The 18,894-nt window shown below is 67.7% G+C and carries 21 protein-coding genes and 1 pseudogene; 17 read left to right on the top strand and 5 right to left on the bottom strand.

All coding sequences use genetic code 11. The features are described from left to right. Nucleotides 1-103: 103 nt before the first annotated feature. From ACPXB3_RS13260 to ACPXB3_RS13215, 10 genes and pseudogenes are all read left to right on the top strand, one after another. Complete coding sequence (locus ACPXB3_RS13260; protein ID WP_425705177.1) at nucleotides 104-757, top strand: DUF1275 family protein; 654 nt, start codon at nucleotides 104-106, stop codon at nucleotides 755-757. Between the two features lie 26 nt (nucleotides 758-783). Continuing rightward, nucleotides 784-1,317, top strand: a pseudogene (locus tag ACPXB3_RS13255) (FAD-binding oxidoreductase); the annotation flags it as partial. Nucleotides 1,318-1,497: 180 nt separating this feature from the next. After that, entirely contained in the window at nucleotides 1,498-1,989 is a 492-nt protein-coding gene (locus tag ACPXB3_RS13250; RefSeq protein ID WP_425705178.1) for a helix-turn-helix domain-containing protein, read from the top strand. A 30-nt stretch (nucleotides 1,990-2,019) separates the two neighbouring features. Further along, on the top strand, nucleotides 2,020-3,096 hold the full coding sequence (locus ACPXB3_RS13245) for a heparin-binding hemagglutinin (RefSeq protein WP_425727849.1): 1,077 nt from the start codon (nucleotides 2,020-2,022) through the stop codon (nucleotides 3,094-3,096). A gap of 62 nt (nucleotides 3,097-3,158) precedes the next feature. Continuing rightward, nucleotides 3,159-3,473: a DUF2516 family protein gene (locus ACPXB3_RS13240; RefSeq protein ID WP_425705180.1), complete on the top strand. Its 315-nt coding sequence runs from the start codon at nucleotides 3,159-3,161 to the stop codon at nucleotides 3,471-3,473. Nucleotides 3,474-3,587: 114 nt separating this feature from the next. Beyond that, on the top strand, nucleotides 3,588-4,052 hold the full coding sequence (locus ACPXB3_RS13235) for an RrF2 family transcriptional regulator (RefSeq protein ID WP_425705181.1): 465 nt from the start codon (nucleotides 3,588-3,590) through the stop codon (nucleotides 4,050-4,052). A gap of 54 nt (nucleotides 4,053-4,106) precedes the next feature. After that, nucleotides 4,107-5,297 (top strand): FAD-binding oxidoreductase, encoded by a 1,191-nt coding sequence (locus tag ACPXB3_RS13230; RefSeq protein ID WP_425727848.1) that lies wholly within the window; start codon nucleotides 4,107-4,109, stop codon nucleotides 5,295-5,297. Beyond that, a complete protein-coding gene (locus tag ACPXB3_RS13225; RefSeq protein WP_425727847.1) occupies nucleotides 5,294-5,728 on the top strand; it encodes a hypothetical protein in 435 nt (144 codons plus the stop codon). The genes ACPXB3_RS13230 and ACPXB3_RS13225 overlap by 4 nt, the downstream gene beginning before the upstream one ends. A gap of 57 nt (nucleotides 5,729-5,785) precedes the next feature. Next, a complete protein-coding gene (locus ACPXB3_RS13220) occupies nucleotides 5,786-6,688 on the top strand; it encodes a MerR family transcriptional regulator (RefSeq protein ID WP_425705184.1) in 903 nt (300 codons plus the stop codon). Nucleotides 6,689-6,755: 67 nt separating this feature from the next. Beyond that, complete coding sequence (locus ACPXB3_RS13215; RefSeq protein WP_425705185.1) at nucleotides 6,756-7,853, top strand: alpha/beta fold hydrolase; 1,098 nt, start codon at nucleotides 6,756-6,758, stop codon at nucleotides 7,851-7,853. On the opposite strand, the gene ACPXB3_RS13210 is transcribed toward ACPXB3_RS13215, so the two are convergent. The 4 genes from ACPXB3_RS13210 to ACPXB3_RS13195 form a co-directional block, all read right to left on the bottom strand. Further along, nucleotides 7,789-9,207, bottom strand: a complete 1,419-nt coding sequence (locus ACPXB3_RS13210; protein WP_425727846.1) for a sensor histidine kinase — start codon at nucleotides 9,205-9,207, stop codon at nucleotides 7,789-7,791. The two genes, ACPXB3_RS13215 and ACPXB3_RS13210, sit on opposite strands and share 65 nt — an antisense overlap. Then, nucleotides 9,204-9,929 (bottom strand): response regulator transcription factor, encoded by a 726-nt coding sequence (locus ACPXB3_RS13205; RefSeq protein ID WP_425727845.1) that lies wholly within the window; start codon nucleotides 9,927-9,929, stop codon nucleotides 9,204-9,206. The genes ACPXB3_RS13210 and ACPXB3_RS13205 overlap by 4 nt, the downstream gene beginning before the upstream one ends. A gap of 61 nt (nucleotides 9,930-9,990) precedes the next feature. After that, the gene (locus ACPXB3_RS13200) at nucleotides 9,991-10,605 is read right to left on the bottom strand and encodes a DUF5666 domain-containing protein (RefSeq protein ID WP_425705188.1); all 615 of its coding nucleotides are present in this window, start codon (nucleotides 10,603-10,605) and stop codon (nucleotides 9,991-9,993) included. 241 nt (nucleotides 10,606-10,846) lie between these two features. Next, entirely contained in the window at nucleotides 10,847-11,926 is a 1,080-nt protein-coding gene (locus tag ACPXB3_RS13195; RefSeq protein WP_425727844.1) for a UDP-N-acetylmuramate dehydrogenase, read from the bottom strand. A gap of 71 nt (nucleotides 11,927-11,997) precedes the next feature. On the opposite strand from ACPXB3_RS13195, the gene ACPXB3_RS13190 reads away from it, so the two are divergent. From ACPXB3_RS13190 to ACPXB3_RS13165, 6 genes are all read left to right on the top strand, one after another. Beyond that, the gene (locus ACPXB3_RS13190; protein WP_425705190.1) at nucleotides 11,998-12,492 is read left to right on the top strand and encodes a DUF2505 domain-containing protein; all 495 of its coding nucleotides are present in this window, start codon (nucleotides 11,998-12,000) and stop codon (nucleotides 12,490-12,492) included. Nucleotides 12,493-12,507: 15 nt separating this feature from the next. Beyond that, nucleotides 12,508-13,017: a DUF2505 domain-containing protein gene (locus ACPXB3_RS13185; RefSeq protein WP_425705191.1), complete on the top strand. Its 510-nt coding sequence runs from the start codon at nucleotides 12,508-12,510 to the stop codon at nucleotides 13,015-13,017. A gap of 52 nt (nucleotides 13,018-13,069) precedes the next feature. Continuing rightward, a complete protein-coding gene (locus ACPXB3_RS13180) occupies nucleotides 13,070-13,864 on the top strand; it encodes a class I SAM-dependent methyltransferase (RefSeq protein ID WP_425727843.1) in 795 nt (264 codons plus the stop codon). A gap of 9 nt (nucleotides 13,865-13,873) precedes the next feature. Next, the gene (locus tag ACPXB3_RS13175; protein ID WP_425727842.1) at nucleotides 13,874-14,704 is read left to right on the top strand and encodes a carbon-nitrogen hydrolase family protein; all 831 of its coding nucleotides are present in this window, start codon (nucleotides 13,874-13,876) and stop codon (nucleotides 14,702-14,704) included. A gap of 34 nt (nucleotides 14,705-14,738) precedes the next feature. After that, nucleotides 14,739-16,007, top strand: coding sequence for an LmeA family phospholipid-binding protein (locus ACPXB3_RS13170; RefSeq protein ID WP_425727841.1), 1,269 nt, complete (start codon nucleotides 14,739-14,741; stop codon nucleotides 16,005-16,007). 90 nt (nucleotides 16,008-16,097) lie between these two features. Next, nucleotides 16,098-17,006: a DUF1542 domain-containing protein gene (locus tag ACPXB3_RS13165; protein ID WP_425727840.1), complete on the top strand. Its 909-nt coding sequence runs from the start codon at nucleotides 16,098-16,100 to the stop codon at nucleotides 17,004-17,006. Nucleotides 17,007-17,035: 29 nt separating this feature from the next. On the opposite strand, the gene deoC is transcribed toward ACPXB3_RS13165, so the two are convergent. Further along, entirely contained in the window at nucleotides 17,036-17,713 is a 678-nt protein-coding gene (deoC, locus tag ACPXB3_RS13160) for a deoxyribose-phosphate aldolase (RefSeq protein ID WP_425705196.1), read from the bottom strand. Nucleotides 17,714-17,738: 25 nt separating this feature from the next. Here deoC and purU point away from each other — a divergent pair, with 25 nt between their 5' ends. Then, nucleotides 17,739-18,671, top strand: coding sequence for a formyltetrahydrofolate deformylase (gene purU, locus ACPXB3_RS13155; RefSeq protein WP_425727875.1), 933 nt, complete (start codon nucleotides 17,739-17,741; stop codon nucleotides 18,669-18,671). Nucleotides 18,672-18,894 lie beyond the last annotated feature (223 nt).

Genomic DNA, 18,894 nt, shown 5'->3' with positions numbered 1-18,894 from the left:
CTCCCGGACTCGTAACGAGTCCGGGGTGCGGTCGGGGCCGCTTCGATCCCGTGTCGTCGGCCGGGCGCATGGTCGATCATGTGCTGAGCGATTCCCGATTGAGGTGGCGTATATCAACGAAAAGGTCAGCCGCGGGGGATCATCGGACGCCTTGCTTGGAGCGTGGCTGCTCGGCCTGGCGGGGTTTGTCGACGCTATCGCCTTCGTGGTCCTGCAGGGCAGTTTCGTCGCGTTCATGTCAGGGAACACGACGATTCTCGGTTCTTCGTCGGCCATCGGCCATTGGCATCTGGCGGGACTCAGTGCACTTCTGATCGTGCTGTTCTTCGCAGGTAACGTCGCCGGGGCCGCTGTCGGACGGTGGGGTGGGAGTGCGGCGCATCGGCTGCTGATGATTCTGATCGCCACGGTGACGACCATCGGCACGATCACGGCGAACACCGCGTCGGTCTCGGCTGGCCTGATCGTCATCGCCGTCGCGGCTGGACTCATCAACTCCGCGCTCGCCGCGAACACAGATGTGCACGTCGGACTCACTTACGTCACCGGCACGCTCGTCAAGGCCGCCCATCAGATGATCGCCGGGATCGGAGCCGAGCACCCGTGGGGCTGGGTCAAGACGCTTGGCTTCTGGGCGGTCTTTGCCGTCGGTGCAGCAGTCGGCGGCGTCGCCTTTCACGGGCTGGGTGCCGTCGCGCTCTGGTTCGCGGCGGCCTTCGCAGTGGTCGCCTGCCTCCTGCCGCACCGCACCGCGTAGTTCGTCGGCGGCCCGAGGCGACGCGTCCCGATGGGGCAGACCTGTCGGCGTTCTCGCCCGGACAGTACATCTCGGTGCAGGTGCCGCTGGCCGACGGAGCGCGACAGAACCGGCAGTACAGCCTCACCGGTGCACCAGATGTGCGCTCGGAGTGGCGGTTCAGCGTCAAACTCGCCGGCGAGGTCTCGGCGCACCTGCACGAGAACGTCTTCGAGGGCGATACGGTGCACGTGTCGTCCCCGTTCGGCGATCTGATTCTCCCCGAGGGTGATTCGCCGCTGTTGTTGGCATCGGCCGGTATCGGCTGCACCCCGGTGATCGGGCTGCTGACCGCGCTCGCCGAGTCGGGTACCGACCGACCGGTGACGGTGCTGCACGCCGACCGCTCACGCGCCGGTCAGCCGCACCGCGGACAGCTGGGCGCCCTCGTCGAGAAGATCGGTTCGGCACGGCTGTACCAGTGGTACGAGCACGGCGCCGATCACCTGCGCTCCGACGACGTCCGCACCGGGTTCATGTCCCTCGACGGCATCGATCTCGACGACGACCTCCACGCCCTGCAGTTCATCCGCATCAACGGCACGGTCGTCGGGTCGTTGGCCGGCCTGGTCATCTACAGCATCTCGGTGCTGATCTTCCACTGACCGTCGTTGCGCCGGCCCGCCCCGCGCTGCATGCACTGTGCTTGCGCCTGCTAGCACCGGAGTCGATACTGGGGTGCGTGAGGCACAGGAGGTGACATGACATCGGAGGATCCCACCGACGACGCGGTCGCCGGCGCGCAGAACGATCGTGACACCGATTCGGGCGGGGTCGGCCACACCGTCGAAGCCGTCACCGCTGTCGCGTCCGATGCGGTGGCCACCGCGGCGCAGGACATCGGCGGCTTCATTCGCTCGCAGCGCATGGCCGCCGAAGTGTCGTTGCGGCAGTTGGCCGACCGGGCCGGGGTCAGCAATCCCTACCTGAGCCAGATCGAGCGCGGGCTACGTAAACCATCGGCAGAAGTGTTGTCGCAGATCGCGAAGGGCCTGCGGGTTTCTGCCGAGGTGCTGTACGTTCGGGCCGGGATCCTCGAAGAACGGCCGGCCAGTCCGGTCCGCGGCGCGTTGATCGCCGACGACTCGATCAGTGAACGTCAGCGGCAGATGCTGCTCGAGATCTACGAGTCCTTTCGCAAGGAGAATGCCACCCATTCGCCGGCCCCCGACGAGTCCGGGGCCGATTCGTAACCCGCACAAGCGAACCGAGGAGTTCCGATCATGCCGGACAACCCGTTGTCGACTGCGTTAGGCCAAGTATCGGCCCTGCTCAACGAGATTCGCGAGCGCGGTGAGGCAGCCACCGGGCAAGCCCAGTCCAAAATCGTCCAGGGCATCGGCTCCGCCCAGGAGAAGATCACCGGCTCCCGCGACGACCTCCAGGAGCGCGTCGGGCAGCGGGTGGACTCGGCGCAGTCCACCCTCGACGAGACCCTCGCGGCGGCGCTCGCGACCTTCGAGGAGGCGAAGAACAAACTTGCCGCCCTGCCGGTCGAATTGCCCGTCGAGATCGAAGAACTGCGCGCGCGATTCACCCCAGAGGAGTTGCGCAAGGTTGCCGACGCCTACCTCGCCGTCGCCGCGGCGTTGCTGGCGTCGTTGTCCGAACGCACCGAAGAAGTCGTCGGCAAACTCAGGGCGCAACCACTCGTCGAGGGCAAGCTGCCGAAGCTCGAGCGGGTGTACGCCGACGCCGTCGCGCTCACCGAGGATGCGCTGGGCACCTTGGCCACCCAGACCAAACTGATCACCGGACAGGCTGCCCGCGGGACCGGCGTGCCACAGTTGTCCGCGCGGCGCCCGGCCGAGCAGGCGTCGCCGGCGAAGGTGGCCGCAAAAGACGCGCAGGCACGTAAGGCCGCCGTCGTCTCGAAGGCGGCTGGGAACAAGACTGCTGCGTCTGCGAAGAAGAGTGGGCCTGCGAAGAAGAGTGCGCCTACGAAAAAGGCGGCGCCCGCGAAGAAGAGTGCGCGTGCGAAAAAGACTGCATCGCCGCAGAAGACGGCGGCGAAGGCCCCCGTGAAGAAGACCCCGGCGAAGAAGACCCCGGCCACGAAGACCACGGCGAAGAGGACCCCGGCGAAGGCCACGGCCAAGAAGACCTCCGCCACGAAGACCCCGGCCAAGAAGACGACCGCCACGAAGAAGACACCGGCCAAGAAGACCGCCGCAAAGAAGACCGCCGCAAAGAAGACCCCGGCAAAGAAGACCCCGGCAAAGAAGACCCCGGCAAAGAAGACCCCGGCAAAGAAGACCCCGGCCAAGAAAGCCCCGGCCAAGAAGCCGAGCGGTTCGTGATCGGACCCGCGGCGCGCTTCCGGCCGATCCGGCGAATCCGACAAGACGGTTAGACTGGCGACGTGAATTTTGTGGGTGTCTTGGCGGCCGGATCGAACCTGCTGCTCCTGTTGCTGACCGTGGTCGCCGGTGTTGCCGCCGTCGTGGCGCTCGTCCACGCATCGATCCAGCGCAAGGACGCCTTTCCGGCGGTGGACAAGCAGAGCAAGGTGATCTGGGTGGCGCTGCTCGCGGCGGCGACCCTGTTCATCTGGCTGTTCCAGGCTCCGACCCTGTTCTATCTCATCGGTGTCGTCGCGGTGATCGTCTACCTCGTCGACGTGCGGCCACGCGTCGACGAGATCCAGCACAAGTCCTGGTTCCGCAAGCTCCGGTGAGCTGACCCCACCCTCGCCCCGGTCGTTTTTGCCTGCGCGCGGGACCGGAGAACGTGATGATCGCCACCGCATTTTAATATGCATCTGCGATGCAAATTATGATCTGATGGTCATATGCAATTGACCCGGTTCACCGACATCGGACTGCGCGTGGTGATGCGCCTGGCCGTGTCCACCGGGCCGATGACCACGCGTGCGCTCGCCGCGGAGGTGGCCGTGCCCTACACGCATGTGGCGAAGGTGACGGGCCGGCTTGCCGAGCTCGGAGTCGTCCACGCACGACGTGGGCGCACCGGCGGTCTGGTGATCACCGATCTCGGTCGCACCGCCCGGATCGGTTGGCTTGCAGCCAGTCTCGAGGGCGACGGCGAAGTCGTCGACTGCGAGGGCGATACCCCGTGCCCGCTACGTGCCGCGTGTCGATTGCGAGGCGCACTGGCCGCCGCGCGAAGTGCCTTCTTCACCAGTCTCGACGATCACACCATCGGCGATCTCGTCGCCGATCCGACCGGTGCGGTCCTGCTCACCCTCGATCCCCTGCGACGTCGTGATGCGGCGCCGCAGAGACGTGCCGAATAACCACGGCAACAACCGCTTCCGTCAGCCGGCGGAGCAGATCAGATCGGAGTCATCGTGCTCACAGCAACCACTCGCGAGGTCATCGCGGCCACCCTGCCCGCCGTCGAAGGCGCACTCGGTGAGATCACCCCGAATTTCTACGCGCGGATGTTCGCCGCGCATCCGGAGTTGCTGGACAACATGTTCAACCGCACTCATCAGCGCTCCGGCGAACAGTCGATGGCCCTGGCCGGCTCGATCGCCGCGTTCGCGCGGTTGCAGCTCGAGCCCGACCTTCGGCGTCAGCAGTTCATCATCGACCGCATCGCGCACAAGCACGCGTCGCTCGGCGTCACCCGCGACCAGTACTCGATCGTGCACGAGCATCTGTTCGCCGCGATCGTCGAGGTGCTCGGTGATGCGGTCACCCCGGCGGTCGCGAACGCCTGGGACGAATTGTATTGGGCGATGGCCGATGTGCTGGTCCGTGAGGAAACCGACCTGTATGCCGCGGCCGGTGTGGCGCCGGGTGCGGTGTGGCGCGACCTCGTCGTCACGCACCGCGAGCAGGTCGCACCCGACGCGGTGTCGTTCACCCTTGCCCGCCCCGACGGCGCAGATCTGCCGACGTTCTCGCCCGGGCAGTACATCTCGGTGCAGGTGCCGCTGGCCGACGGTGCGCGTCAGATCCGGCAGTACAGCCTGACCGGCGCACCGGATGTGCAATCGGAATGGCGGATCAGCGTCAAACTCGCCGGTGAGGTGTCGGCGCACCTGCACGAGAGCACCTTCGAGGGCGACACGCTGCACGTGTCGGCCCCGTTCGGTGATCTTCTTCTCCCCGAAGGTGATTCGCCGCTGTTGCTGGCGTCGGCTGGTATCGGCTGCACGCCGGTGATCGGGCTGCTGACCGCGCTCGCCGAGTCGGGTACCGAGCGGCCGGTGACGGTGCTGCACGCCGACCGCTCACGCGCCGGTCAGCCACACCGCGGACAACTGGGCGCCCTCGTCGAGAAGATCGGTTCGGCACGGCTGTACCAGTGGTATCAGCAAGGTGCCGATCACCTGCGCTCCGACGACGTGCGCACCGGACATATGTCCCTCGATGACATCGACCTCGACGACGGTGTCCACGCAATGTTGTGCGGGCCCACCGGCTTCCTGGACTCGATCCGCACGCAATTGGTCGACCGCGACGTGCCCGAGGAGCGCATCCACTTCGAGACGTTCGGGCCCGAGCTGCTGCGCACGGGCGCATCGAGGTGACGGCTTCTCATGGGTTGGCCACCGCCATCACCTTCCTGTGGTTGGGGATGGTGGTGGCCATCTCGTTCATCGAGGCGCCCCTGAAGTTCCGCGCACCCGGCATCACGATCCCGCTCGGGCTCGGTATCGGGCGGCTGGTGTTCCGCGCGCTGAACGCGGTCGAGGCGGTGCTGGCGATCGTGCTGGTCGTCTGCGCGGCCGCCGGCGGATGGCTGGGGCAGTCCATGGGGATCCTTGCGATCGTCGCGCTGGTGGTGCTCGTCATCCAATTGGTGGCGATCCGCCCGGCGCTGAACCGCCGCTCCGATGCGGTCCTCGCGGCCGGCGACGCCGACGGACCGCGCAGCCGGGTGCATCTGTTCTATGTGGCGGCCGAGCTGGTGAAGGTCGGCGTCCTCGTCGCCACCGGTGTCCTGCTGCTCGTCGCGTGAGCTGATCGGGGATGCGTGGCGTCGGGATCGGGCCGGCCGGCGAATACACTGACATCCGTGGCTGAGTATCGGATCAACGACCTGGCAGAGGCGTCGGGCGTCAGTGTCCGGAATATCCGGGTTTACCAAGACCGTGGCCTGCTCCCGCCGCCGACGATTCGTGGGCGCACGGGGTGGTATGCCGACGACCATCTCGTGCGCCTGAACCTCATCTCCCGGATGCTCGAACGCGGCTACACCTTTGCCACCATCAGCGAGCTCCTGCACGCCGCGCACTACGGGATGAAGGTCGAGCATGTGCTGGGCGGCGCGCCGAACAAAGGCGGCCGGTTCCGCAACTTCAAGCGTGCGGCCACCATCACCTTCACCGAACTGCGCAAGTCCCTCAACGCCAGCGAACGCTCGATCGCACTCAGCCAGAAGCTGGGATTGCTGGTCAAGGACGGCGCGCACTACGCGATCAAGAACCCGGAGGTGCTCGAGGGTGCCGAGGTCCTGGTCAAGAGCGGTGTCGACATCGACGTGCTGCTCGACCGCTTCGTGCGCGTGCAGGGTGACCTCGAGGACGCGGCCACGAGTTTCGTCTCGATCATCACCGACAAGTATTTCGACGAGAATCTCCCGCTGCTCGGTGAGGCCAAGGTCAGCAAGATGGCCGAGCTGATCCAGACGGTTCGGCCGATGGCGCACGAGATCGTCGAGACCACCTTCCGTAAGGCGCTCGACGACGAGATCTCCCGCGCGATCGGGGAGGCATCGACCTACTTCGACTTCACCGACGTGGCAGCCCATGAGCCCCCGAACGCGGACGCGGAGGCAGGGCGTGACGACGAATGGGTGGCCGACGCCGAACCTGGCACCGATAACGTGACAACGAGTAGTGTTACATCCGAAGCTGTGGATTCCGCCACCTCGGCCGCCGGTTCACCGGGCGGCGAAGAGTCGGTGGACACGCCGTAAACACACCGACCGACCCGCGATCCTCCGACCGCTGCGTCCCGGCGGTGATCTGCGAGAGAGGGACGAGATGAGTCGACAGGGATGGGTCATCGGCGGTGTCGCGGCAGGCGCCGCAGCGATCGGGGTGGGTGCGGGCACGATCGGTGCGGGCCTCGTGCGCGAGGCGCTGCACGGCGCGCCCGCCGTCGACGACGGACCCGACGACCTGCTGGCCGAACCGACTGCGCCGTGCACCACCCAAACCGTGCGCGCCGACGACGGCACCCGACTCAACGTCGTCGTCCACGGGGCCACGGCGCTCGATGCCGGCACGGATGACGTGATCGTCGCGGTGCATGGATGGACGTGCAACACCACCTTTTGGTATCCGCAGATCAATCGGTTCGCCGGCGAGCGCACCGTGATCTCCTACGATCAGCGCGGCCACGGCCGCAGCGAACTCGGCCGCAAACGGCCGACCATCGCCACCCTCGGCCAAGATCTCGAGGCAGTGCTCGACGCGGTGGTACCCGCGGGACGTCGCGCCATCCTCGTCGGCCACTCGATGGGCGGGATGACGATCATGTCGTGGGCCGCGCAGTATCCGCAGCGAGTATCCGAGCGGGTGTCCGCCGTCGTCCTCGCGTCGACCGCGGCCAAAGCGGTCATGCAAAACCACCTGCTGATCCCGCTCGACCTGCCGCGCTACAGCAGGCCGTTCGCGCCGGCCGTCACCAAACTCATCACGTCGTCGCCACTTCCGTTGCCGCACAGCTCTTATGGGCCGCGCTTGTCGCAGTACATCGCGCTCGGGTCGAGCGCCCGGGCGGCACACGTCGCATTCGTCGACAACATGATCATGAACTGCCCGCCGCGTGCCCGGGCGCGCTGGGGCGCGGCGATGGGCAAGCTGGACGTCACCGCGGGACTGGCGGCGCTGTCCGTGCCGACGACGATCCTGGTCGGCACCGATGATCGGCTGACGCCGCCGGCACACGCCGAGCAGATGGCAGAGGTGTTGCGCCGCAACGGAACTCTGCGTGATCTGGTGATCCTCGACGGAGTGGGTCACATGTCGACGATCGAGGCCGACACACAGGTCAACGAGTTGTTGTCGGCGGTCATCGCCGAGGCGCCGGCGGCGAGTGTTCCGGCCGGGCAACCGGATCGGGTTCCATCGGCCTGAACGGCAGGTCCAGGCGGAAGACCGCCCCATGTGGTGCGGTGTCCGCCGTCGGGGCCGTCGTGCGGGGCAGCAGGCGGACCTCGCCGCCGTGTGCGCGGGCGAGGCCGCGTGCCACCGCCAGCCCCAGACCGGCTCCGCCCGAGCGCCGGTCGCGCGAATCATCCAGGCGTACCAGGCGGTCGAAGATGCGCTCGCGGTCGGCGTCGGGTACGCCGGGGCCGGTGTCGCCGACCGTCACGGTCACCCAGTCACCGGAATCGGTGTGTGCGAGAGCCGCCGTCACATCGACGCGTCCCCCGGACGGCGTTGCCTGGCAGGCGTTGTCGATCAGGTTGGCCAGGATCTGCGAGACCCGGCCGGGATCGGCGAGGGTCGGCGCGGCGTCACCGGCAGCGGTGACGGTCAGTTCGGGATGCAGGATCGCCACCCGGCGACACTGGTCGGCGGCGAGTGCGGCGACGTCGACCGGCTCGGGATGTAGACCCAGCCCGGCATCGATGCGCGCCATGTCGACCATGTCGCCGACGAGCCGGCCAGCACGGCGCGTCTCCTGAACGAGTAGCAGCACCAACTCTTCCCGGTCTCGGACGGATGCGTCGGTGTCCATCTGCAGCAGTGTCTCGGCGATAGCCTGAACCCCGGTGATCGGGGTGCGTAACTCGTGGGCGGCGTCGGCGACGAATTGCCGGACCGAGTGTTCGGCCGCGCGCCGGTCGGCCTCGGCGCCTTCGAGTGAATCGAGCATGTCGTCGAAAGCCGCTGCGGTACGCCCCAACTCGGTATCGGTGCAGGCAGGGGCGAGTCGCTCTCCGCGTCGGCCGCGCGCGATCGATCGGGCCACCTCGGTCATGGTGTCCAACGGCGCCAGAGCATAGCGCATCCCGAACCACGCCAGCACCGCGGTGAGCAGGAGCGCGACCGCGCCGGTGATCGCCATGCCGGTCAACAGACGCGACTGCATCCCGCCGAGCAGGTCGCCGTCGACGGCCAGGGTGAGGGTCGCGCCCTCGGCCCAGGACGAGCGTGGGGCGTGCAGTGCGATCGTGCGATGGGCGACCGCGTCGTGGGTCGGGCGTCCGAGCACCTCGCCGTCGGCGAGTTCGAGGCGGGCACGCACCGACCGGCCTTCGATGCGCTGCAAGAAGATCTCGGGCGTGCGGGAGGTACGCGCATACTGTTGGGCCAGCGTGGCGCGATCGCCGAGCAGTGCGGTGGCCGCACGGTGGCCGGCCACGCCGAAGAGCGCGGTGCTGATCGCGATCAGTGTCACCAGCGACACCGTCACCACGGTGAGGGCGATGACGGTCACCCGAGTGCGCAGCGAACCACCGGTCAGGTGGGTACGCATGTTCATGGCGGATCGCCGTCGATGCCGGGTACTTCGGTGCGTCTCGTCGATGCCTGGCCAGATGCCCACGGGCGCAGGATGTATCCGCGGCCGCGCTCGGTGTGTAGCAGTCGGGGACCGTATGCTTCGAGTTTGCGGCGCAACGCGCTCACATTGACCTCGACGAGATTCGGGTCGAAATGGTCGTAACTCCAGACGCCGGTAAGGATCTGGGTCTTGGTAACCACCCGTCCGCGTCGTTGCGCGAGGTAGGTGAGCACCCGGAACTCGGTGGGCGTCAAAGCTATTCGATTGCCCGCACGGGTCGCGGTCTGTTCGTCGCGGTCGATTTCGAGGTCATCGACGTAGAGTATGTCGGTGCGCCCGCCGCGTCGGCGCAGGACCGCGCCCACCCGAGCCACCAGCTCCGCCATCTCGAACGGCTTGACCACGTAGTCGTCGGCACCTTCGGTGAGGCCGTGCAGGCGATCGGCGACGCCGTCGCGGGCGGTCACCATGATGATTCCCGCGTCGCTGCGCCGCCGGACCACGTCGAGCAGGGTGAAGCCATCCGAGCCCGGCAACATCACGTCGAGCAGTACCGCGTCCGGGCGGGCCTCGGCCAGATCGTGTTCGAGTCGCGAGCCGTCGGGGCGGGCGAGTACCAGGTGGCCGGCCTCGGTCAACGCCGCGGCCACCGCGACCCGAATCGGAGTCGAGTCCTCGATGACGAGAACCGTGGCGCTCATATCAGGTGATTCTGCCAGCCGCGCGTCGGATCGGGGCGTGTCTGCGACCGGCTCGGTGCGATCACCCTGGTTGCGCCGACGTGGGAGCCGGTGGTCCGCTGGGCTGCTGCGACCGGGCCGGCTGCGGTGGACGTTTCACGACATCGCGTGCGGTGACGGTACCGCCGCGTCGGGCACCGGTGACCACGATCCGGTCCCCGACGGCGAAGTCGTTCTGCTGCTGCGGCATCCGCGCGGTTCCGAAATGGGTGCCGCCGGTGATGTCGACGGTCACCGTCTTGTTGTTGCGGGCATGGACTGTCCAGGCTTGGCCGTTGATCGCGGTGATCTGGCCGGCCACCGCGCGTCGTCGCTGGGCTGCGGCGCCCTGGTGGGGGGTCTTGCCGTGATGGGATCGTTCGGCCGCGGCGACCCGCTTCGGAGTGGAGTCGTGGCCGATCGCCCAGCCGATCCCACCGCCGACGAGGCCGCCGATGACGAGTGCGACGATGCCGATGAGCACGGCCGTGCGCTGCGTACGCCAGAACGGCGGCTTCGCCGGTTGCGGCACGGTCGGTGGTTGCGGCCCGGTCGGCGGCGGTCCCGGAGGCAGCGGCGTCGTCGGGTCGCCGGCCGGATATGTGCCCGGCGCGGGGTGGTCGTGCGCCGGTTCTCTCGGCTCTTCGATGTCTGACATGCGACCACCGTAGAGCGGTCGCCTGCATGTGAACTGAAGACTTTCTGAAGGTTGTGGCCCTGACCGGATCGGCCATGCGGTCCGGGAGGGTGCTGTCGGCGTGATTCTGTGGCAACTGTTCACTGATTGAACGAAAGGAATTGTGGCCATTGAGGATTCATTCCACAAGGCCTGCCGGCCGAACGTTCTGCTAGACCGGAGCCATCGCAAGATCGTCCACGGGGATTCCGTGATCGACGAGTCAGAGCGTGCAGTTCACCAGGACCGGCTCGGGATGCAGCGAGACGCCGAAGGCGGCGGCGACGCCGTCGCGCACATCGCGCGCGAGGGCGAGGAGTTCACCGGTGGTGGCATTGCCCCGATTGGTCAGTGCCAGAGTGTGTTTGGTGCTCAGCCGGACAGCGGAGTCCGGGCCGGGATAGCCCTTGACGTAGCCGGCGCGCTCGATGAGCCAGCCGGCGGAGAGCTTGATGCCGTCGTCGGCAGGGTAGGTGGGCACTACGATGTCCTGCCCAAGACGAGAAAGGATGCGTTCTCCGATCGCGGGGGCGTCGTCGGTGCGCACGATCGGATTGGTGAAAAACGAACCCGCACTCCAGGTGTCGTGATCGTCGGGATCGAGGACCATACCCTTGCCCGCGCGCAGGGCGAGTACCGTCTCGCGCACGGCGCGGGCGTCGGCCCGACCGCCTGTGTCCACGCCCATCGCGGCGGACAGTTCACGGTAGCGCAGCGATCGGCTGACGCGGCCGCCGTTGAGCCACAACGAGACCGCGACCACGACCAGCTCGTCGCGATGTTTGAGCCGGGAGGTGCGGTAGGCCAGGCCGAGTTCGTTGGGCGCAATCCACCGCAGCGTCGCCGCCCGGCGATCGAGGACCTGCACCTCGCGCAGGATGTCGGCGACTTCGACGCCGTAGGCGCCCACATTCTGAACCGGGGTGGCGCCCGTCGACCCGGGGATGCCCGACAGGCACTCCAGACCGCCGAAACCCTCCGCGACGGTCGCGGCCACCAGATCGTCCCAGGTGACGCCGGCGTCGGCGGTCACGAAGGCGCGTCCGGACTCACGGTCGGTGCCGAACTCGATCTGGCTGCTCTCGACGCGGATCGCGGTTCCGGCGAACCCTTCGTCGGCGATCACCAGGTTCGAGCCGCCGCCAATGACGAGGACCGGCTCGGCGGCCGTATCGGCGGCCAGGATCTCCTCGACCAGGGAACGCGTGTCGTCGCAGCGGATCAGGGCCCGTGCCGGGCCGCCGATTCGTAGGGTGGTCAGGCCCGCCAGCGGCACACCGGACTGCAGCGAAGTGTCGGTCACGGCCCAACGGTAACCTGCCCGCGCCGCACGCAGCCGCCGCGCTCCGGCGGCGTCGAGTAATCTCTCATCCCATGGCGAGCCCGCTGAATCACTCGGTGTCCTATCCCTTCTCCACCGATCGGTATTGGGAGATCGTGTCGACCGAGCAGTACTGGCGCGATCTGCTCGAGGCCACCAACTCGAGCCACGGCCGGCTCGAGTCGTTCACCGACGACGGCACCACGATCACCGTCGAGATGCTGCAGGGAGTCCCCGAGGACAGGTTGCCGTCGATCGTCACCAAGGTGCGTCCGGGGGACCTGGAGATTCCGCGGATGATGCGTTTCACCCGGGACAAGAGCACCGTCACCGGAGCGATGACCGCGTCGGTGTCCGGTGCGCCCGCCGACGTCGATGGTGAACTCGTGGTCTCCGGCGACCCGGCCACCGCCGCGTACACAGGCAACGCCAAGGTCGCCATTCCCTTCGTCGGCGGCAAGATCGAAAGCGCCGTCATCGAGCAGTTGGTGGACCTGCTGGAGAACGAACAGGAGAAGACGGTGGCCTGGGAGGCCGCTCACCGATGACGTAACCTAACCGTTATGGCACGACGTCTCAGCTACTCCGCGCGCTATACACATCCCGTGGCGAAGCTCTACGAAGCCCAGAGCACCCGGCAGTATTGGGATGACATGATGGCGGGCTTCCAGATGATCTCCCCGCATTGCGAGGTCGAGGACTTCCGGTCCGACGAAACCGGCCTGAAAGTGGTGCTCAAGCAGCACATCGGCCGCGACCAGCTCCCGCCGCTCGCCCAGACCGTCCTGATGAAGGACATGGTCATCACACGCGAGGAATCGTTCGGTCCGTTCGATCCGGACAACACCAAGGGCGACTACACCGCCTCGATCCCGGCCGGCCCGGGAAATCTGCAGGGCTGGCAGGAACTGTTCCCCACCGACACCGGCTGCACCCTCCGCAAGACCAGCGAGGTCAAGGTCTTCATCCCGTTCATCAACAGCAAACTCGAGCAGCTCATCGCGGTGAACCTCGTCGACCTGTTCCGCGCGGAAGCCGAATACGCCAAGGACTGGGTCCACAAGAACCTGTAGCCGCCTCACGCCGCCTCACGCCGCGGCACGGAAGAGGGCGCGGGAGAAAACGATGCGTAGTGACTCGCGCCGTGGCGCCAAGCCGTCCGGCCGGGTGACCCGCGGCACCACCAACATCAATCGCCTTCGGCGCGTCGACCGCTGGATGGCTCACGAGCCGGCGATCATCGCCGCGCTGACTTCCGAACCGCGGCCGCTGATCGTCGATCTCGGCTACGGCGCCCGTCCGGACACCTGCGTGGAGATGGCCCACCGATTACGGCCGGTGGCCCCCGACCTGGAGATGGTCGGTCTCGAGATCGACCCCGAGCGGATCGTCGAACCCTACGATCGGGTGCGCTTCGCGCTCGGCGGGTTCGAGCTCGCCGGTTTGCACCCACACCTGGTCCGCGCCTTCAACGTCCTGCGGCAATACGACGAACACGAGGTGGCACCCGCGTGGGCGCAGATGATCGCGCAACTCGCACCCGGCGGATTGATCGTCGAGGGCACGTGCGACGAGATCGGCCGCCGCTGCGCCTGGGTGCTGCTCGACGCCGACGGTCCCCGGCAACTCACCCTGTGCTGGGCGCCCGCACACACCGCGCGGCCCTCCGAACTGGCCGAACGCCTGCCCAAGGCGCTCATCCACCACAACGTGCCCGGTGAACGCATCCACGAACTACTCGCCACCGCCGACCGCTGCTGGGACAACGCGGCCGGACAGACGGTCTTCGGTCCGCGTGCGCGCTGGCGGCAGACGCTGCGCCTGATGCGCGACGCCGGGATCGACGTCGAGATCCCACGCGGGCGCGTCGTCGACAATCTGTTGACAGTGCCCTGGGAGACGGTGGCCGTCCGCGGGTAGTTTGGCCACATGCGAATCGCGATGGCCCAGATCAGCTCTGGAACAGATCCGGTCGCCAACCTGAGCCTCGTCGACGAGAAGACCGCACAGGCCGCGTCCGCCGGCGCCGATTTCGTGGTGTTCCCGGAAGCCACGATGTGCCGCTTCGGCGTGCCGCTCGGCCCCCTCGCGCAGCCATTGGACGGCCCCTGGGCGCAGCACGTCTCACGCGCCGCCGCCGATCACGGTACGACCATCGTCGCCGGCATGTTCACCCCCGCTGACCATGGCCGGGTGGCCAACACGCTGCTCGTCGCGCATCCGGACGGCCGGCGTACCGGATACGACAAGATCCACCTGTACGACGCCTTCGGATTTCGCGAGTCCGACACCGTTGCCGCCGGCGAAACGGCGGTGACCGTCGAGGTCGACGGTGTGCGCGTCGGTCTGGCGACCTGCTACGACATCCGGTTTCCGAGACTGTTCACCACCTTGGCCGCCGACGGCGCCGAGGTGATCGTGGTGCCGGCGTCGTGGGGAGCGGGGCCCGGAAAGGTCGGACAATGGCAGACGCTGGCCACCGCGCGGGCCCTCGATTCGACGGCGTTCGTCGTCGCCGTCGGACAGGCCGAACCGGCCGATGACGGGCGTCGTTCGGGTAGCGCACCCACCGGTGTCGGGCATAGCCAAATCTCAGATCCCTTCGGTAGCGTGGTCGCTTCGTACGCGGGGCCGTCGAGGTTGGGTGTGCACACCCTCGATCTGGGGCTCGTCGCCACCGCCCGCGAACAGCTCGCAGTGCTCGCCAACCAGCGGGAATTCGGCTCTGCCGCATCGCCGGTAGCCGCGCACAAGCCCTGATCACGCAAGAACCGAATCGCTAGGACGGAGTTGCATGGCCGACGACACGACCGACGAACCCCGTACCCCAGCGGGTCACGAGGATCCGGACATCACCAAGCGGGTCGGCCGGGGTGACGACGCGAGCGCCGCGCCGAGCGACGAAGCCGCGAGTCCGGTGAGTGGCCCGCCGGAAGCCGGCAGTGCGGCAAGCGGCAGTGCGGCAAGCAGTAGTGCGGCAAGCGGGGATCCGTCGCCGGACACCGAGCAGTGGGAGACGGCCACCACCGCCCAGCATTCGCGCGCCTACTCGCAGATCGGCGAGGCCACCACGACACCGGTGACGCCGCCCCCGCCGGAGCCGCGACCGCAGACCACACAGTTCACGACGGGCCAGAACCCGGTCGGCAGCGGTGGCTTCGCGCCCGCGCCACCGGCCGGCGGACCCCCGACGGGATCGTCGCCGACCGGACCCGGAGTCGTCACCAGCGCGCCGGGCCGACGCCGCACCGGCAGGTTCATCGTGCTCGGTGTCGTCGGGCTGGTGCTGGTGATCATCATCGCGCTCGTCGGCTCCGAGCTCTATCTGCGCAGCCGCGCCACGGACTGTCTCGAGCAGCAGTTCGGCGCACTCACCGGGCAGCCCACCAATGTGTCGATCAGCAAGAAACCCGTTCTGCTGCAAAAGTTCTCGAACAATTATCCGTACGTCCAGGTCGACACCAGCGACTCGAATGCCACCCAGATGCAGCTTCACGCGCGCGCCGACGGCGTCAGCCAGAACGGTGGTTCGGTGAAGGTCGACTCGCTCTCGGGCACCGGCTTCGTGCCGTTCCAGCGGGTCATCGAGATGAGCAAACAGGGCCAGCTCGCCGGTGGCGGTTCGCCGAACGGTGGCGGCAACAACGGCGCCAACGATCCAACGACCGGCGCCGGCGGTGCGGGTATCCTTTCGGGCACCCAGGTCTCGGCGGTGACCGGCAACGCCGCCGACGGCACGATCAAGGTCGACGCGTCGGTGCAGGTCGCGATCTTCCCCGTCCCGGTCAGTCTCACGATGAAGCCGGTGGTCGATCAGGGGCGGGTGCGTTTTCAGGTCGAGCAGGCCAGTGCTTTCGCCTTCGGCATCCCGGCCGATTTCGCCCAGCAGTTCGTGGACGGATTCGGCGACTCACTGTTCGGTGAACTCACCAAGGAAATCAAGGTCTCCTCGCTGAAGGTGACCGATTCGGGAGTCGACTTCGCCGTCACCGGCAAAGACGTCGACCTGAGTTCCGCCGGGGGTTCGGGGGCCGGATCAGGGGCGAGCTGCTCGATCCTCTGACCACGCCCGGTCGCTGCTCGGAGGCCAGGGCGTCGGCACCCCGGGTACGCTCGGAGATGTCCGATTTCTGACCCCGTTCCGGAGGAACCCGTGGGCTCGCTGATTCTCATCGTCGTCGTCATCCTGCTCGTGATCGCAGTGGTGGTGGTGACGCAGCGGCGGTCGAGCGCCACCACCACCCGGGTCCTCGACGACGCCAAGGCCGACGCCCGGCAGGCCATCGAACGCCTCGGCGGGCAGGTGTACATGCTCGTCGGTGACTCTCCGGCGTCCAAGCAGGCACTAGCCGACGCCGCCGAACGCCTGACCGCCGCCGGATCCCAGATCGATCAGGCCACCAGTCCGGCGCAGGCCGGGCTGGCCAAGCAGACCGCGGTCGAGGGGCTCTACTACATCCGCGCCGCCCGTACCGCGATGGGTTTGGACCCGGGTCCGGAGATCCCCGAACTCGCCGGTCGCAAGAGCGCCGGTGAGGTCACCGAGAACCGTGAGGTCGAATTCGAGGGCCGGCAGGTGCAGGCCTCGCCCGCGCCCTCCCCGAACACCCCCAACTACTACCCGGGTGGCCGCGTCGCCGGTCGTCCGGTTCCGGCCGGGTGGTACTCCGAACCCTGGTGGAAACCCGCGCTCGTCGCCGGCGCCTGGGGCGTCGGATCGATGTTTCTGTTCTCGGCAATGTTCTCCGGCATGGCCGGGGTGAACTACGACGCGACCGCCTTCGAAAACGGCGTCGGCGACGGCGGCGACGGCGACGGCGGCGACGGCGGCGCAATCGATTCCGGCGACTACGGGGATTCCGGCGACGGCGGTGACGGCGGTGGTGACGCAGGCGGGGGAGACCCGGGTGGGGGTGACTACGGCGGGGGCGACTACGGCGGGGGCGATCCGGGTGGCGGTGACTACGGCGGTGGCTTCGGCGATTTCGGGGGCGGCGATTTCGGGGGCGGCGATTTCGGGGGCGGCGATTTCGGTGGTGGTGGGGACTTCGGCGGCTTCTGACCGCCGGATCTGCTCGCCCCGGCCCGTACCTACTCTGCGAAGCCCGCGAGCACTGCGCGGCTACCCGACAGCCCCAGCCGGTTGGCGCCGGCCGCGATGAGTTCGGCGGCGAAACGCGCGTCGCGGATACCGCCCGACGCCTTCACCCCGACCTGCGCCGGTACCGCGGCCCGCATGATCTCGACCGCGCGCACGCTCGCGCCGCCGGCCGGATGAAAACCCGTCGAGGTCTTCACGAAACTCGCACCGGCCCGCGCGGCGCGGCGGCAGACCTCGACGAGGGTCTCCTCGCCGGCGAGTTCGAGCAGGGCCGCCGACTCGACGATCACCTTGAGGACGATCCCGTCACCGACGGCCTCGCGCACGGTGAGCACGTCGGCGAACACCTCGTCGAACTTGCCCGACAGCGCCGCGCCGACGTCGATCACCATGTCCACCTCGTCGGCACCGGAATCCACGGCCAGCCGGGCCTCGGCAGCCTTGACCAGCGAATGATGTTTACCCGACGGGAAACCCGCGACCACACACGTCCGTTGTGCGCCGGTGTCGATGGGCAGCGTCGACGGTGAGAGGCACACCGCGTACACGCCGAGGTCGGCGGCCTCGGCGACGGTGGCCAACACGTCGTCGTGAGTGGCCTCGGGCTTGAGCAGGGTGTGGTCGACGAGGGCCGCGACATCGGCTCGGCGTAGGTCGGTGATCGTCACACAGACGAGCTTGGCACACTGGAGGATCGTGACCCCCGCCGACGCCGCCTCCCCTCGTATCGCGACTCCCGCCGCCGCCGACCGCCGCTACGTGCTCACGCTCGGCTGCCCCGACCAGCTCGGTATCGTCGCGCGGATCTCATCGTTCCTTGCCGAGATCGGCGGCTGGATCACCGAGGCCGCCTACCACTCCGACGCGGACTCCGGCTGGTTTTTCACCCGGCAGGCGGTGCGCGCCGACTCGGTCGCCATCGGCCTCGACGAGGTGCGTACGCGCTTCGCCGAGATCGCCGCCCAATGGGGACCGCACACCGACTGGCAGGTCACCGACACCGGCGAACAGAAGTCGGTGGTGCTGCTGGTGAGCAAAGAGAGTCACTGCTTGACCGATCTGCTCGGCCGCGCGGACCGCGGCGAACTGCCGGCCACGGTGTCGGCGGTCCTCGGCAACCATCCCGACCTGCGTGAGCTCACCGAACGCTTCGGCGTGCCGTTCCATCACGTGCCGTTCACCGGTCCCGACGGGAAGTCCGGTGCTCGCGCCAAACGAGCCGCCTTCGATCAGGTCGAGGCGATCGTCGACGGCTACCGCCCCGACGCGGTGGTCCTCGCGCGGTTCATGCAGATCCTGCCGCCGGAACTGTGTGAGGCATGGAACGGCCGCGCCATCAACATCCACCACAGCTTCCTGCCCAGTTTTGTCGGCGCACGTCCCTATCACCAGGCGTTCGCGCGTGGCGTCAAATTGATCGGCGCCACTTGCCATTACGTCACCGCCGACCTCGACGACGGTCCGATCATCGAACAGGACGTCACCCGCATCGATCACACCGACACGGTGCCTGACATGGTCCGTCAGGGCCGCGACATCGAAACACTGGTTCTCGCAAGGGGATTGCGCTGGCACCTCGAAGATCGGGTACTGGTCCGCGGCCGTAAGACTGTGGTGTTCAACTGACCCGGATGGTGTCGGGGGAATATGGTGTGCGGCTATGGCGACGGTCGAGCCGATTATTGTCGTGGTTGTCGCTATAGCTGCATTCTGTATTCGGTCCAGCCTATCCGGCGGTAGCCGCGGGTGGAAGGCGGGCGGTGGTGGTTCTCAACTGACCCGGATGGTGTCGGGGGAATATGGTGTGCGGCTATGGCGACGGTCGAGCCGATTATTGTCGTGGTTGTCG

Source organism: Gordonia sp. DT219 (genome assembly GCF_049847065.1).
Lineage (GTDB): Bacteria > Actinomycetota > Actinomycetes > Mycobacteriales > Mycobacteriaceae > Gordonia.
Note: the sequence above shows the minus strand (reverse complement) of the source record. Positions and strands in the feature narration are given on the sequence as shown.

Coding starts and splice junctions, on each gene's coding strand:
- ACPXB3_RS13250 (WP_425705178.1), top strand. CDS start 1,498: ATGACATCGGAGGATCCCACCGACGACGCGGTCGCCGGCGCGCAGAAC.
- ACPXB3_RS13245 (WP_425727849.1), top strand. CDS start 2,020: ATGCCGGACAACCCGTTGTCGACTGCGTTAGGCCAAGTATCGGCCCTG.
- ACPXB3_RS13235 (WP_425705181.1), top strand. CDS start 3,588: ATGCAATTGACCCGGTTCACCGACATCGGACTGCGCGTGGTGATGCGC.
- ACPXB3_RS13215 (WP_425705185.1), top strand. CDS start 6,756: ATGAGTCGACAGGGATGGGTCATCGGCGGTGTCGCGGCAGGCGCCGCA.
- ACPXB3_RS13210 (WP_425727846.1), bottom strand. CDS start 9,207: ATGAACATGCGTACCCACCTGACCGGTGGTTCGCTGCGCACTCGGGTG.
- ACPXB3_RS13205 (WP_425727845.1), bottom strand. CDS start 9,929: ATGAGCGCCACGGTTCTCGTCATCGAGGACTCGACTCCGATTCGGGTC.
- ACPXB3_RS13200 (WP_425705188.1), bottom strand. CDS start 10,605: ATGTCAGACATCGAAGAGCCGAGAGAACCGGCGCACGACCACCCCGCG.
- ACPXB3_RS13190 (WP_425705190.1), top strand. CDS start 11,998: ATGGCGAGCCCGCTGAATCACTCGGTGTCCTATCCCTTCTCCACCGAT.
- ACPXB3_RS13185 (WP_425705191.1), top strand. CDS start 12,508: ATGGCACGACGTCTCAGCTACTCCGCGCGCTATACACATCCCGTGGCG.
- ACPXB3_RS13180 (WP_425727843.1), top strand. CDS start 13,070: ATGCGTAGTGACTCGCGCCGTGGCGCCAAGCCGTCCGGCCGGGTGACC.
- ACPXB3_RS13175 (WP_425727842.1), top strand. CDS start 13,874: ATGCGAATCGCGATGGCCCAGATCAGCTCTGGAACAGATCCGGTCGCC.
- ACPXB3_RS13170 (WP_425727841.1), top strand. CDS start 14,739: ATGGCCGACGACACGACCGACGAACCCCGTACCCCAGCGGGTCACGAG.